We start from the raw sequence: 13,948 nt of genomic DNA on the forward strand, positions 1-13,948 counted from the left end.
ATTAATAGAACATTATGTCAGACAACACATTTGCAAAAGATATACATAAAGGTCTTTCCGCACCATTAAAGCACATTTCTTCAAAATATTTTTACGACGACATCGGCAGCGGCATTTTTCAGGATATTATGAAAATGCCGGAATATTATCCAACTGCCTGTGAATTCGAGATTTTATCACTGCAAGGGCAGCAAATCGTTGATAAACTCAATTTCGATCAACCATTCAATATTGTCGAATTTGGTGCCGGCGACGGCATTAAGACGCGCCAGTTGCTTAAAACGCTCGTCGAAACCGGTGTGGAATTTTCCTATGTGCCCATTGATATTTCAAAAAAAGCGATTGAAGAGCTCGAAGCCAACATGCTCGATCATCTGCCTGATTTACAGATCAAACCGATGATCGGCAACTACTTTTCGATGATCGAAGAACTGGCTACTTCCGAGACGCCCAGCTTGTTTTTATTTTTGGGTGGTAACATTGGAAATTACGAAAAAGACGAAGTTAATGATCTGCTGAAAAGCTTTAATCAAAGCATGAAGCCTGGCGATAAACTACTCACTGGCTTTGACTTACAGAAAAATCCTGCAACCATACGCTTCGCCTACGACGATCCGCAAGGCATTACCAAAGCGTTCAATATGAACCTGCTGCACCGGATTAACCGCGAACTCGGCGGTAATATCAAAACCAGTCAATTTGACTTTTACTCACATTACAACCCGATAAATGGAGAAGTCAGAAGTTATCTGGTGAGCCTGGTTACTCAGAAAATCCATCTGCAACGCATGGACAAATGTTATTATTTTGAGCAAAACGAACTGATCCGCACAGAGTTATCCAAAAAGTACACATTAAAGGAAATCGAAGAAGTGGCCGAAACAAATGGATACAAAGTCCTCGAACACTTCCTGGATTGCAAGCATTATTTTACGGATAGTCTTTGGGTGAAAGAGTGAGGCTGCGAGGATTTGCGTTGAAATTGTTATTTTAGCTAAATACAACTCCTAAACGCCGATCAATTTGAAGAAGCCCACCCGCGCCGTGAGATGGCAGCTGTCTCTTTTTTTAAGCTTTTCCGCCATCAATGCGATGATACTTTTCGGAGCGATCAAAAGCTTGGCGCAGCCCAAGGTGAATGAAGATTCGCTTTATATCCGGCAAAACTACACGAAAATCGAACGGATGATCCCGATGCGGGATGGCGTTAAGCTATTCACTTCCATCTATTTACCCAAGGATATTTCTGCTTCAAAAAAATATCCGATCCTCCTGAACCGCACGCCATATTCGTCGGCGCCTTATGGAGAAACATTGTACAAAACGTCTCTTGGGCCGAGCATGCATTTCGCGCGTGACGGTTATATTGTTGTATATCAAGATGTTCGCGGGAAATATATGTCCGAAGGCGATTTCGAAGCTTACCGGCCGTTTATCCCCCAAAAGAAAAATAAAACGGATACGGACGAAAGTTCCGACACGTATGACACAATTGAATGGCTGATCAAGAATATTGAAGGAAACACAGGCAAAGTCGGAAGCTGGGGCATTTCTGCGCCGGGATATTACACAACCATGACGGCCGTCGAAGCACATCCGGCTTTGAAAGTCGCCTCTCCGCAAGCACCTGTTACCGATTGGTTTATGGGAGATGACCGCCATCACAACGGCGCTTTCTTTCTGATGGGCACTTTTGCATTTCTGTCTTCCTACGGAGCGCCACGGCCCGAGCCCACACCAACGGGAACGCCCGCCTTCTCCGCTTACGGAACGCCCGATTCTTACGAGTTCTATAAAAATCTTGGTCCGTTAAAGAATGTAAATGAGAAGATCTTCAAGAACCAAAACCGCATCTGGAACCAGATGATGGAGAATGAAACCTATAACGACTTCTGGAAAGCACGGACGCCTGTGCCGCATTTGAAAAACATTAAACCGGCCGTAATGGTGGTTGGCGGCTGGTTTGACCAGGAGGATCTTTACGGCCCCTTGAAAACTTATCAGGGGATAGAAAGTAACAAACCCAAGTCCCCTAACTTGCTCGTGATGGGTCCATGGATTCATGGCGGCTGGGCGCGCGGAACGGGTGAATCGTTGGGTAACATTCGCTTTGGATCCAAAACAAGCTCATTTTACCAAAAAGAAATTGAATTTCCTTTCTTCAACCATCATTTAAAAGACCAGCCACAGCCAGCACTTCCAAAGGCCTATATTTTCGAAACAGGTGCAAATGAATGGAGAAAATATGATCAATGGCCGCCAAAGAATGCGGTGCCTAAAAAACTTTACATGCATCCGGATGGCACATTATCGTTCTCGCAAACCATGATGATCATGCAAGTCGGCGCGAAACCTTCTTTTGATGAATATGAAAGCGATCCCGACAAACCGGTCCCCTACACATCGGAAATCCGCATTATCCGGGGAAGCGACTTCATGTACGAGGATCAGCGCTTTGCAGCGTCCCGCCCCGACGTGCTTGTTTATCAGTCAGAAGTGCTAAATGAGGATGTTACCATTTCGGGTAATGTTTTTGCAGATTTATTTGTCTCATCGACGGGCACCGACGCCGACTTCGTTGTCAAGTTGATCGACGTTTACCCGGGCGACGCACCAAATGACAGCCCGGTCAACCCGAACATGAAAATGGGCGGTTTTCAGCTTCTGGTCCGCGGGGAAGTGATGCGGGCAAAGTTTCGAAAGAGCTTCTCCGATCCTGTTCCTCTGACGCCGGACAAGATTGAGGAAGTGAAATTTGATATGCAGGACGCAGCGCACCGTTTCAAAAAAGGTCATAAAATCATGATACAGATTCAGAGTTCCTGGTTTCCACTCGTTGACCGCAATCCGCAGAAGTTCGTCAACATTTACAAAGCAGAAGAACAGGATTTTCAAAAGGCGAGACACAGAATTTACCTTTCAGGGGAAAGTTCATCTTATGTGGGCGTGCAGGTGGTTGAGTAATGTTGTTTTGCAGGCATGTTAAGCCATTTGGCAGATTCGTTTTTTGCGCCAGATTGCTAATGCTGACTTTTGATACACCACTTTAACAGGAAATGTATCATGAAAAAACCACTTGCAGCTTCCAACACATCTAACACTGTTAAGCTATGAAAAAGTCAGTCATTCAACTTCTGCATGCAGGCTACTGGCTTCTTTATCAATGCCTGTTCACATTTATCTTCATGTTATCCAGAAACGCTTCTTCCGCGGATTTAAACGATTGGGACGATTGGCTTACACTGTTAACCATTGCAACAATTACGGGCGGCGCCAGCTTTTACACATTCTATTCGTGGCTCATGCCTCGTTATCTGACAGCCGGAAGAATAAGCACATTCGTGCGTTCAGGGTTGCTCGCCATCATTGGTTTAGCCTCCGTTGCTACGGTCATTGTATCATTACTTTTTACTTTGATCATTTACATTCTTTTTGAAAAGCTCGACTTTTTCCTGTTCACGTTCAAAGACAACATTTGGTTGATTTCCGGCTTTGCTTTACTTGCGGTGGCCAACGCTTTCATAGGCACCGTTTTCCGGGGATTTATTACCTGGTACGAAGACAGAAAAGAAAAAGAAGCACTCATTAGCAGCAAATTACGAACGGAACTGGCACTATTGAAAGCACAGATTAACCCGCATTTTCTGTTTAACACATTAAATAATATCGATATCCTTATCGAGCACGATCCGGGCACTGCTTCTGTTTATCTGAATAAACTTTCTGACCTGCTGCGTTACATTTTGTATGAGATACAGGCAGACTGGATCCCTCTTTCCAGAGAATTGGAATACATCAAAAAATACATTGATCTGCAAAAAATCAGGACTAACAACGATGAGTTTGTCACTTTTGAGATTATCGGGCCGATAGACGGGATCAACATCGCTCCCATGATCTTTGTCCCTTTCATTGAAAACGCTTTTAAGCACGCAGCAAACAAAAGAAATCCCGGCGCAATCCGGATCTCGGTTCGCGTCACGGACGATCAGGTTCAGTTTCAGTGCATTAATGCAGCTGGAAGAAAACTTTCGGCTTCCACAGAAAAGCCGAGCGGGCTGGGTAACAGTTTGTTAAAGCAAAGACTGTCATTAATATACAAAGATGCGCATCAACTGACATTGCAAGAGAATATTAATGAATATGCTGTGAACCTCATTTTACCAATAAAAATGCATGAATTGTCTGCTTATTGAAGATGAGCCGCTGGCCATGCTAAGGCTTAGCGAATATGTACGACGCGTGCCGTTCCTTCATTTAGCCCACGCTGTGGACAATGGCTGGGAAGCGCTTGCAATCCTCAAAAATGAAAAGATAGACCTTGTTTTTCTGGATGTGGAAATGGATGATATGTCTGGAATCCAGTTACTTGATGCTGTTCCAACCCGCCCGCCAGTGATACTTACAACCGCCTTTGATCAATATGCGCTAAAAGCGTTCGATCTTAAAGTCTCAGACTATTTATTAAAGCCGTACACATTTGACCGTTTCCTGCAATCCGTGATCCGGGTGCAGGAAATGAGTCCTGCGGCGCGAACCGATGATCCCAAAACCTACTTATTTGTCAAATCGGAATATCGGCTCCTGAAAATTCTGTTTGAAGACATCCTTTACATCGAAGGGATGCGGGACTACCGGCGGATTTGCCTGAAGAACGAAAAAATCATGACGCTGGAAACATTTGGTCAGCTGGAACAGCAATTACCTTCCACACAATTTTGCCGCGTTCACAAATCATACCTTGTTGCAGTGGATAAAATTGAGTCTGTGGAGCGGGACAGGATAACAATTCAGAAGTGTATCATTCCCGTTTCACTTACTTACCGGGAAAACTTTTATCAGTTGATCGGCCGTCCAGAAAAGCTTGGATAATGTGCCTCTTCACAACTTATACTCCTCAATCTTCCGGTAAAGTGTAGCGATTCCCACTTCCAGCAAGCGCGCGGCTTCTGCTTTATTGCCATTGGTATAATTTAGAACCTTCTGAAAGTGAAGCTTTTCCGCGCTCGCCAACGAAAACGCGGATAAGTTATCATTCCCATCATTTCGAGCTAATGACAGTTCAAATGGCAGGCTTTCAACGTCGAGCACGGCACCATCGGTGAGTATGACACTTCGCTCGATCACATTTTTCAGTTCCCGGATATTCCCGTTCCAGACATTCTTTTCAAGTGCTTTTACGTAGTCGGTCGACAGCGACTTGATCTTTTTATTGGTTTTCAGCGCATACTGAGCCGCAAATGTTTCTGCGAGCGCTTCAATATCCCCGGCGCGTTCCCGCAATGCAGGAATCGTAATCTGAAAGACGGATATGCGATAAAAAAGGTCACTTCTGAAATCCCCTGATGCTATTTCCTTTTGCAGGTCGCGGTTAGTGGCGGCGATGATGCGCACATTTACCTTCGTCGGCTGCGTATCCCCCACCTTGATAAACGCTCCCGATTCTAACACACGCAGCAACTTAGCCTGCAAATCCAGCGCGAGTTCTCCAATTTCGTCCAGAAAAATGGTGCCGTTGTGTGCTTCTTCAAAAAGCCCTTTTTTATCTTTCGTTGCTCCCGTAAATGCGCCTGCTTTATGTCCAAACATCTCGCTTTCAAGCAGATCCTTCCCAAATGCGGAACAGTTTATAGCGACAAACGACTTTTTGGATCGTGCGCTGGCCTGGTGGATAGATTGTGCAAAAACCTCTTTTCCGGTTCCTGTTTCGCCCAGAAGTAAAACGGTCGTGTCCGTAGGCGCAACTCGGCGTGCGAGCTCGATACAGGCGAGCAGCTTTTTTGATTTGCCTATAATGGCTTCAAAAGAATGTTTTTCGCCCAGCTGTTTTTCAAGCGAAAGAACTCTTTTGTTGAGTTCGGCTTTTTCGAGAGCCCTGTAAATGAGCGGGATTATCTTGTTATTGTCGTCACCTTTGGTAATGTAATCAAAAGCTCCGTTTTTGATGGCTTGCACACCATCAGGAATGTTGCCGTAGGCAGTCAGCAGGATTGTTTCGAGTAGCGGATATTTTTCGCGGATTGTTTTGAGAAAATCCACACCGTTGCCGTCCGGCAGTTTAACGTCGCACAATACAACGTCTATTTCACTCTGATCCAGCTTTTTAACGGCCGATTTGATATCTCCTGCTTCCAAAACTTCGAAGCCTTCGAGCGTAATGACCCTGGCTATCAGACTTCTAAGCTTTTCCTCGTCGTCGATGATCAGTATCTTCTTCACAAACTATGCGTAATTATTCGGGTGCAGGCAGCTTTGCCAGTAATCGAAGATTATCTTGATCCTTTTTTTAAGATCCTCAAAGCTGTTTTCTTTTTTAAAAAAACCCTGGATTGTTGCGTCGTAGGCCGCTGAGATAATGTGCGGATTATCTGCTGTACTTAAAAAAACGAAGGGAATGGATTTTTTCTTCAAATACTCGTTCTGCTCAATCCGCAAGCGCAGCTCCAATCCATTCATTACGGGCATGTTGATGTCGCACAAAATGACAAACGGCTGTTCCTTAGTAGTTTCCAGAAAAAGCAATGCTTCGAGCCCGTTCGAGAAGAAAATCAGCTGGTTCGGAATCTGTAATTCCTCCACGACGCTTTTAATCAAAAACTGATCATCGGAATCGTCTTCAATCGAAATGATTGGTCCTTTTAATGACATTTTAAAGTTTTTGGTTTCTACTTCCTGTGTAAATATCACATTTATTCGAACGAATACCTATTCAAAAAGCGATTACGAATAATTCCTTTTGCGTAGGTTTTCGTCCGTTTTGCGTGGGCTTACCCGTACGAACGTGCCTTAGTTTTGCATCATCATTAAAGCCATGATTTACAAAAAAACAAAAACAAGAAAATGAAAAAGCAACTTCTTACTCTATTAGCCTTGATTTCAATAGGTTTCAGCTGCACAGATCACGATGTTGAAACCACCAACTACAAACTGGACGAAGCCATCTCTATTGCTGAATGGAAAGGTTATCTCAGAAACGAGTATTTTAATGAAGGTTCTATTGCCATCAAAAGCGAAAGCCTTATTATTCGAGACGGAAAAGTCCAAAGCGGTTCTTTCACCATTCCGATAGCGTCCATTGTGAATTTTAATCTTCCAACGGAGGAATTGAAACAGACACTTGTCCATCATTTGCAGAGTGCCGATTTCTTCAATATGGCGCTGCATCCGGAAGTGAAATTCAACATTACAGGCGTGGCGCCTTACACAGGAACAGGTGAAGGAGTCATAGCCGGGGCAAACCAGCTGGTGAACGGAAATTTAACGATGTTAGGAATCACACATTCCATCTCGTTTCCGGCCAGAATTGAGGTAAATGGTTCAAATTTGAAGGTGGAGGGTAAGCTAAAAATAGACAGGACCAAATGGGGTATCACCTACGCCACTGATCCTGCCCTGCCCGACGATGCAGTGATCAAAAACGAAATTGACCTGCATTTGAAGCTCGCCGGCAATAAGTTATAATATTAAAGGTTCATCCCACCCGAGGCCTCGATCCGCTGGGCATTGATCCAGCGGGCGCCTTCGGTGCATAGAAACGCCACAACCGCGCCAATATCCTGAGGTTCACCAACTCGACCTAACGCTGTTATGGAGTTAATGTGATCTTCCATTCCGGAATGGGCCGCAAATGCTTTTTTAGTAAAATCGGTATGAATAATGCCTGGTGCAACTATATTGACAGTAATGCCCCTGTGGCCCAGTTCCTTTGCCAGATATTTGGTCAGCACTTCAATAGCTCCTTTCATGGATGCATACGCGGCGTAACCAGGCGTTGCAAAGCGTGTTAAGCCGGTGGAAAGGTTAATAATGCGCCCATTATCTGCAATGTATGGCAGTGCTTTCTGGGTCAGGAAATAAACGCCTTTGAAATGCACATTCATCAGTGCGTCAAAATCGTCTTCGGTTGTGTCTGTGAATTTAGAGTTGGCGTCGATCCCGGCATTGTTGATCAGAAAATCAAATGTTTTGCGGTTCCATTTTGTTTCCAGCACCGTTTCAAGTGCATTAAAGAAAGCGTCGAAATTTTTGGTATTTGCTGTATCCAACTGAATTGCAACGGATTTTCTGCCCATTGCTTCAATCGCTTCCACCACTTCCTGTGCTTCCTGCTCCTTGCTGCGATATATAACGATAATGTCTGTTCCCTGTTCGGCCAGATTTAGCGCCATATTTTTTCCCAGTCCCCTGCTGGCGCCAGTAACCAATGCTATTTTATTCCCTTGTTCCATGTTCTTTTTTTATTATTTGATGAAACAAAGGTATGCCAGGTCGGAAGGGAAAATTTGTCAGTTTCAAATCAAAACTTACAAATATCAAATCTCCGTTCTGAAAGCACGCGGACTTAATGTTGTATGCTTTTTGAAAAGGTTATTAAAATGCGAGGGTTCTTCAAATCCCAGACTATATGCGATCTCCGAAACATTCCAGTCCGTGTGTTTGAGAAGTATCTTGGATTCCTTGATAATACGCTCAATGATCAGCTCGGTGGTGGTTTTACCGGTAACGAGCTTTAAAACCTTATTCAGATAGTTTACATGGATCGCCAGCTGGTCGGCGTAGTCCTTTGCCGACCGGAAAACAAGTTTTTGATGGGGAGGCTCAATGGGAAACTGGCGTTCCAGCAATTCTATAAAAAGCGAGGACACACGCTTATGCGCATTGGTTTCATTGAAAAGTGCCGTGGCGGGCTGTAATTTCTGGCCATTATGGATCAGTTCGAGCACGTAATTTCGAAGAAGATCATATTTAAAGGCATAAGCAGAAGAAATTTCCCTGAACATCTTATTGAAAATATGCCTGATATCCTCAATCTGCTCGTCATTCAGGAAAAATATCGGAACATTACCGGGTTTAAAAACGGGCAGGTTCTTTAATAATATCCCGCTGTTGTTCTGGGTAAGAAAATCCTCCGAAAAAATACAGAACATGCCCGACTGCTTATCGTCCAGCGGCTTCCAGTTATAGGGAATCTGTGGCGTGGCAAATAGCAGTGCATTGTGCTCAATATGAACGACTTTGTCCGCGTATTCGGCCTGGTTTTTACCAATAATGAGGCTGATCTTGTAATAAGCCCGCCGGTTGTAAGGCAAAGCTTTGGGTTTGGAATCCCGGAAAAGATCCTCGGTCCTGAAAATGTTGAAATGACCGATCTCCTTCTTAACCGGCTCCGGGATCAACTGTGAAGTATCTTTATAAAATTCCGGGATTGAGGTCGGTTTCTCCATAAACAAAGTTACAAAATTCAATCCGGGAATTTAAATTCAGTCGTATTCAACAAATGCTTCATCTTTATAACACCAGAGCCACTGCTCGCCCGGTTCAGCAGAACTCGCAACCGGATGGCCGGTTTGGTGATAATGCTGGGTCATATGCTTTGCGGGTGAGCTGTCGCAGCACAAAGTTGCGCCGCAGGTCTGGCAGGTGCGTAAGTGCATCCATCTTCCATCCACTTTCACGCATTCCTCGCACTCATACGCAGCCGCTTTCTTGATCTCTGTTATTTCACTAATGTGCTGACAAACCTGATCCATTATACTTCACTTAAATATTGGTGAACAAAACTGATTGACATTGAACCTTCCCCAACCGCTGATGTAACACGGTTCATGGCACCGGCTCTCACGTCTCCCGCAGCAAAAATACCAGGGGAACTGGTTTCCAGCAAATAAGGATCCCGCTGCATTTTCCAAACCTGCCGGAAGTTCTCATGACTCTTCATATCACGTCCCGTTTCGATGAATCCTTTGTTATTCTTGATGATCTGCAACCCTACCCAGTCCGTGTAAGGCCTGGCACCGATAAATATGAAAAGCGCATCAGCAGGCACATCGCGTTCCTCGGCAGAGTTGAGATCAACCAGTCTTAAGCCTTCCAAATGTTCGTTTCCTTTGGCTTCTATGATTTCTGTGCAACCCAGGATCGTCACATTATCCGTGTTTTTGATCTGGTCGATCAGGTAGGACGACATGGAGGAAGTCAGATCATTTTTGCGAACGATAATGTAGACGTTTCTTGCAAATTTGGACAAATACATTGCTGCCTGGCCGGCTGAATTGCCGCCGCCAAGCACATACACATCCTTATTGCCGCAAGAACTTGCTTCTGTGCTGGCTGCACCATAATAAATTCCCTTGCCTGTGAAGTCTGCAATCCCTTTGGTTTCCAGCTTCCGGTAATCAACGCCCGTTGTGATAACCACCGCGCGTGCATTGATTTCCGTATCATCTTCCAGCACAATGGTTTTATACTGGTCTTTCAATTTAATCTCTTTTACCGACTGCGGCGACAGGAATTCTGTCCCGAAACGCGTGGCTTGCGTGATAGCCCTTCTCGTCAGTTCGGAGCCACTCAAACCTGCCGGAAAGCCTAGATAATTCTCGATCCTCGAACTCGTACCAGCCTGGCCACCAGGTGCTTTGCGCTCGATCAGTAAAGTACTTAAACCTTCTGACGCTCCGTAAACCGAAGCAGCCAGCCCAGCCGGACCGGCACCGATAATAACCACATCGTAAACCTGCAATTTGACCTTCGCATTCAGCCCGATATGGGAAGCCACATCCAGTAAGGAAGGTGTTTTCAATAATGTGCCATCTTCAAAAATAACCGTCGGAAAATCCGTTGGGCATAATCCATTTGTTTTAATGATCTGCTTGCCCACGTCACTTGAATTAGCATCCATCCATTGATATGGCACCAAATTACCAGCCAGAAAATCCTTGATTTCGTGGGATTTAGGTGAAAACTGATAACCTATCACTTTAATGCCTTTGAAATCGGGGCGATAGTTGGCTTGCCAGTCATGCAGCAGTTCGTCAATGGCCGGGTAGAGTTTTTCCTCGGGCGGGTCCCACGGTTTCATGAGATAGTAATCCAACTGCACGTCATTGATCGCCTTAATGGCAGCATCCGTGTCTGAATAAGCCGTAAGCAACACCCTTTTTGCAAAAGGAAAAATGGCCATTGCTTTTTCCAGGAAATCCACGCCCTGCATTTCTGGCATACGCTGGTCTGAAATGAAGATAGCCACTTCCTCTCCTTTATTTTGCAGTTCTAACAAACTCTCCATGGCTTCGCTCACGGAGGAAGTGCTAAGCACGCGATATCTGTCCCGGTATTGCGCTTTCAGGTCGCGGCTGATGGCCCTGAGCACCTGCGGATCGTCGTCAATTGAAAATATAATGGGCAAACCCATAGTAATGATGATGTTTTAGGGTAAAGAAATTCAAATTAACCATTGATCGGAAAACATACCAAAAATTCCGTTTTGCCCGGTTCGGTGTGCAAAGTTACAGTGCCGTGATGTTGTTTAATTATGCGCATAACCACATCCAGGCCCAGTCCAGTGCCTTTTCCGATTGCCTTGGTCGTGAAGAACGGATCGAAAATTTTGTTTTTAATTTCAACCGGAATTCCCGGGCCATTGTCGCAAACGGACACTTTTACAAACTCCTTATCTCTGTGTGTGATGATCCGCAACTCAGGGTCCGGCTGGTTTTCCAGTGCATCTATCGCATTGTCAATCAGGTTTGTCCACACCTGATTAAGCTCTCCTACCATTACTTTAACGTGCGGCAGCGTAAGATCAAATTCTTCCGTAACCTTAATATTAGCCTTTTTCAGCTTATAATTCAGCATCGTAAGGGTATTTTTGATACCAACGTGAATGTCGATGACTTCCTTCTCCCCGCCCCTGTCCATATGGGTGAACGTCTTTACTGAACCCACCAGATCGGCAATCCTTTTTGAAGCTTCCTGAATGTCCGCCACCATGCGCTCGGTGGTCAGGTTATTATTGATCCAAAGCAGAATCGGTGAAAAATCGTCTTTATTGATCTTGCTTTTCAATTCTTCCAGATCAGCCTCGGTGATGCCAAATTCTACAATATTTTCCGCAATATCGTCGCATTCCCCAATGCTGTTCACATCCAGCCAATCCAGAATTTCGTCCTCGCGTTCTGAGCGCTGCATCATGCTGAGCACAGGGCGTGAAGTGTTCGCCATGATCTCTGTCATCTTTGCATTGATCAGTTCGATCTCATCGGGAGATAGATGAATGGAAATGAGCTTTTTGAATGCGCCGGGCTGTAATAACAGGTGTTTTTTCAAAGAAACAGAGCCCCGCACGATGGCAGCGGCGGGATTATTCAACTCGTGCGCAAGGCCGGCGGATAGTTTTCCCAGCGCCATCATTTTCTCATTTTGCTGCTCCAGTTCTGTAAACTCGCGAACACGGGAAGTCATTACGATCACCAGCGCCTGTGTAAGCTCGTAATGTGAGATGATCAGTTCGCGCATGAGCTCGACCGGAAAAGTCATGATCTGTGTAAGCGCTGTACATTGGCCGTAAGCAACGCCAACTTTCCCTCTCGAAAAAGGCAAGACACCCGTAACGGTGCCGGGAAGCAGCTCGGCGATGAACAACTTTGCATTGTTTTGAATGCGGTATAATTCGATCCGGCCGGAAATAATCACGTGCGTGCCTTTCAGCGGCTCACCGGGCGATGTCATCATTTCGCCCTCAGGCAGTTCGTAATGCCTGCTCCTATCGATCATCCATTGTAACTGATCATCAGGCACATCCTGAAAAACTTTGATCGACTTTAAATCTGCTACTGTTATATCCTTCATGAAATAATGGCTTGGCGTAACATAATGTCCCAATTTCGAAATATTTGATCATTTGGCTGACATTTTTTTACCCAAACCCGCCGAATTAGGCGATGAAATTTCAAGCAGCCCCTCCCGTGACAACGCGGTTGTATATTTTGTATTCCGGAAACCCGCTGATATGTTCGGCAAGACTGATCTCGACCCAATCCCGGTTGGTCTGATGCACAAACACACCATTACAGGCAGGAAAGAGCATCTTTAAAGTGCCCATGGATTCCTCATCCATATTAATTTCCTCGTGTCCAAGCTCTCCCGAATGGTAATAACCGCGGCAAAGCCCTATGGAAGTCTCAAATTCAATCTTAACCAAACTCCCCGAAAGTTCTTCCTGCATACTTTCTACAATGATCTCCTCGCGAAGGTCTTCCGCAGTCCCCAAAGTCTCTTCCTGTTCACCCAGAATATCGATAATACTCATTGTAAATCCGATTGGTAAGCCCAGAACAATCAAAAAACCATTCCTGCCAGGGGCTCGGTATCAATGCGGTATGATTATTTTATCCATCCGTTGCCACATTAACGCGTTATGAAAGCAACGGACCGCATACATATTGGAACTTCCGGATGGAGCTACAAACACTGGAAAGAAATCTTTTATCCCGCCGAAATGAACCCGGCCGACTACATTACTTTTTATGCGGATCATTTCTCGGTTTCCGAGCTGAACGGAAGTTTTTACAAATTGCCTACACAGAAAACGGTTCTGAAATGGGTAACAATGGTGCCCGATGGGTTTCTGTTTTGTCCTAAAATGAGCCGCTATTTGAGCCATATGAAGAAGCTGCATGACCCGGAAGAGCCTTTGCAGCGCTTCTTCAACATATTTGAACCCATAAAAGAACATTTAGGACCAGTGCTGGTTCAGCTGCCCGACAATGTGAAGTTTAACGAGGCTGTTGTCAAACCTTTCTACGAACTCCTGCAAAGTGATTACGGCGATTACCGTTTCGCGATGGAAGTTCGGGACGAATCCTGGTATTCTGAGGAAAGTCTCAAATTGATGAAAAAACATAAGGTAACCCTCGTTTTTGCACAGTCCGAGAAATTTCCTTACTACGAAGAAATCACTGCAAAGGACATTTTTGTCCGTTTTCATGGCCCCGGTTCGCTTTACAGTTCTTCTTATCCGGATGAAACGTTAAAGGAATATGCATTAAAGTTTAGAGACTGGGTCAAACAAGGCCATCATGTGTGGGCTTTTTTTAACAACGACGTTGGCGGTCACGCACTCCATAATGGCGCCAAACTTAAACAATATGTTGCCGAGCTGACAGACTAA

14 protein-coding genes are annotated in these 13,948 nt (G+C 45.0%); 6 read left to right on the top strand and 8 right to left on the bottom strand.

Annotation, left to right across the window (positions count from 1 at the left end; all coding sequences use genetic code 11):
• The first annotated feature begins 14 nt into the window (after window positions 1–14).
• The 4 genes from B5X68_RS13060 to B5X68_RS13075 all read left to right on the top strand — a co-directional run bounded on the left by B5X68_RS13060 (window position 15) and on the right by B5X68_RS13075 (window position 4,872).
• Complete coding sequence (locus B5X68_RS13060; RefSeq protein ID WP_082215102.1) at window positions 15–959, top strand: L-histidine N(alpha)-methyltransferase; 945 nt, start codon at window positions 15–17, stop codon at window positions 957–959.
• Window positions 960–1,023: 64 nt separating this feature from the next.
• Complete coding sequence (locus B5X68_RS13065) at window positions 1,024–2,964, top strand: CocE/NonD family hydrolase (RefSeq protein WP_229208389.1); 1,941 nt, start codon at window positions 1,024–1,026, stop codon at window positions 2,962–2,964.
• A gap of 146 nt (window positions 2,965–3,110) precedes the next feature.
• Entirely contained in the window at window positions 3,111–4,196 is a 1,086-nt protein-coding gene (locus tag B5X68_RS13070; protein WP_082215103.1) for a sensor histidine kinase, read from the top strand.
• Window positions 4,177–4,872 (top strand): LytR/AlgR family response regulator transcription factor, encoded by a 696-nt coding sequence (locus tag B5X68_RS13075; protein WP_082215104.1) that lies wholly within the window; start codon window positions 4,177–4,179, stop codon window positions 4,870–4,872. The genes B5X68_RS13070 and B5X68_RS13075 overlap by 20 nt, the downstream gene beginning before the upstream one ends.
• Window positions 4,873–4,881: 9 nt before the next feature.
• On the opposite strand, the gene B5X68_RS13080 is transcribed toward B5X68_RS13075, so the two are convergent.
• Both B5X68_RS13080 and B5X68_RS13085 read right to left on the bottom strand, forming a co-directional pair.
• A complete protein-coding gene (locus B5X68_RS13080) occupies window positions 4,882–6,219 on the bottom strand; it encodes a sigma-54-dependent transcriptional regulator (protein ID WP_082215105.1) in 1,338 nt (445 codons plus the stop codon).
• 3 nt (window positions 6,220–6,222) lie between these two features.
• Window positions 6,223–6,648: a response regulator gene (locus B5X68_RS13085; RefSeq protein WP_082215352.1), complete on the bottom strand. Its 426-nt coding sequence runs from the start codon at window positions 6,646–6,648 to the stop codon at window positions 6,223–6,225.
• Window positions 6,649–6,840: 192 nt separating this feature from the next.
• Here B5X68_RS13085 and B5X68_RS13090 point away from each other — a divergent pair, with 192 nt between their 5' ends.
• A complete protein-coding gene (locus B5X68_RS13090) occupies window positions 6,841–7,461 on the top strand; it encodes a YceI family protein (RefSeq protein ID WP_082215106.1) in 621 nt (206 codons plus the stop codon).
• Between the two features lie 2 nt (window positions 7,462–7,463).
• On the opposite strand, the gene B5X68_RS13095 is transcribed toward B5X68_RS13090, so the two are convergent.
• From B5X68_RS13095 to B5X68_RS13120, 6 genes are all read right to left on the bottom strand, one after another.
• Entirely contained in the window at window positions 7,464–8,228 is a 765-nt protein-coding gene (locus B5X68_RS13095; protein WP_082215107.1) for an SDR family NAD(P)-dependent oxidoreductase, read from the bottom strand.
• 84 nt (window positions 8,229–8,312) lie between these two features.
• Window positions 8,313–9,224 carry a helix-turn-helix domain-containing protein gene (locus tag B5X68_RS13100; RefSeq protein ID WP_082215108.1) on the bottom strand — a complete coding sequence of 304 codons (912 nt, stop codon included), beginning with the start codon at window positions 9,222–9,224 and terminating at the stop codon, window positions 8,313–8,315.
• Window positions 9,225–9,260: 36 nt separating this feature from the next.
• Window positions 9,261–9,530 carry a UBP-type zinc finger domain-containing protein gene (locus tag B5X68_RS13105; RefSeq protein WP_082215109.1) on the bottom strand — a complete coding sequence of 90 codons (270 nt, stop codon included), beginning with the start codon at window positions 9,528–9,530 and terminating at the stop codon, window positions 9,261–9,263.
• On the bottom strand, window positions 9,530–11,191 hold the full coding sequence (locus B5X68_RS13110) for a response regulator (RefSeq protein WP_082215110.1): 1,662 nt from the start codon (window positions 11,189–11,191) through the stop codon (window positions 9,530–9,532). The genes B5X68_RS13105 and B5X68_RS13110 overlap by 1 nt, the downstream gene beginning before the upstream one ends.
• Before the next feature lie 35 nt (window positions 11,192–11,226).
• Window positions 11,227–12,627, bottom strand: a complete 1,401-nt coding sequence (locus tag B5X68_RS13115; protein ID WP_082215111.1) for an ATP-binding protein — start codon at window positions 12,625–12,627, stop codon at window positions 11,227–11,229.
• Window positions 12,628–12,727: 100 nt separating this feature from the next.
• Window positions 12,728–13,087, bottom strand: a complete 360-nt coding sequence (locus tag B5X68_RS13120) for a hypothetical protein (protein WP_082215112.1) — start codon at window positions 13,085–13,087, stop codon at window positions 12,728–12,730.
• Between the two features lie 108 nt (window positions 13,088–13,195).
• On the opposite strand from B5X68_RS13120, the gene B5X68_RS13125 reads away from it, so the two are divergent.
• Window positions 13,196–13,948: a DUF72 domain-containing protein gene (locus B5X68_RS13125; RefSeq protein ID WP_082215113.1), complete on the top strand. Its 753-nt coding sequence runs from the start codon at window positions 13,196–13,198 to the stop codon at window positions 13,946–13,948.

The organism is Dyadobacter psychrophilus, assembly GCF_900167945.1.
GTDB lineage: Bacteria > Bacteroidota > Bacteroidia > Cytophagales > Spirosomataceae > Dyadobacter > Dyadobacter psychrophilus.

Excerpts from the sequence above, each read along its gene's own strand:
- B5X68_RS13070 (WP_082215103.1), top strand. The coding sequence starts at position 3,111 with ATGAAAAAGTCAGTCATTCAACTTCTGCATGCAGGCTACTGGCTTCTT.
- B5X68_RS13120 (WP_082215112.1), bottom strand. The coding sequence starts at position 13,087 with ATGAGTATTATCGATATTCTGGGTGAACAGGAAGAGACTTTGGGGACT.
- B5X68_RS13105 (WP_082215109.1), bottom strand. The coding sequence starts at position 9,530 with ATGGATCAGGTTTGTCAGCACATTAGTGAAATAACAGAGATCAAGAAA.
- B5X68_RS13090 (WP_082215106.1), top strand. The coding sequence starts at position 6,841 with ATGAAAAAGCAACTTCTTACTCTATTAGCCTTGATTTCAATAGGTTTC.
- B5X68_RS13115 (WP_082215111.1), bottom strand. The coding sequence starts at position 12,627 with ATGAAGGATATAACAGTAGCAGATTTAAAGTCGATCAAAGTTTTTCAG.
- B5X68_RS13095 (WP_082215107.1), bottom strand. The coding sequence starts at position 8,228 with ATGGAACAAGGGAATAAAATAGCATTGGTTACTGGCGCCAGCAGGGGA.
- B5X68_RS13060 (WP_082215102.1), top strand. The coding sequence starts at position 15 with ATGTCAGACAACACATTTGCAAAAGATATACATAAAGGTCTTTCCGCA.
- B5X68_RS13075 (WP_082215104.1), top strand. The coding sequence starts at position 4,177 with ATGAATTGTCTGCTTATTGAAGATGAGCCGCTGGCCATGCTAAGGCTT.
- B5X68_RS13110 (WP_082215110.1), bottom strand. The coding sequence starts at position 11,191 with ATGGGTTTGCCCATTATATTTTCAATTGACGACGATCCGCAGGTGCTC.
- B5X68_RS13125 (WP_082215113.1), top strand. The coding sequence starts at position 13,196 with ATGAAAGCAACGGACCGCATACATATTGGAACTTCCGGATGGAGCTAC.
- B5X68_RS13100 (WP_082215108.1), bottom strand. The coding sequence starts at position 9,224 with ATGGAGAAACCGACCTCAATCCCGGAATTTTATAAAGATACTTCACAG.
- B5X68_RS13085 (WP_082215352.1), bottom strand. The coding sequence starts at position 6,648 with ATGTCATTAAAAGGACCAATCATTTCGATTGAAGACGATTCCGATGAT.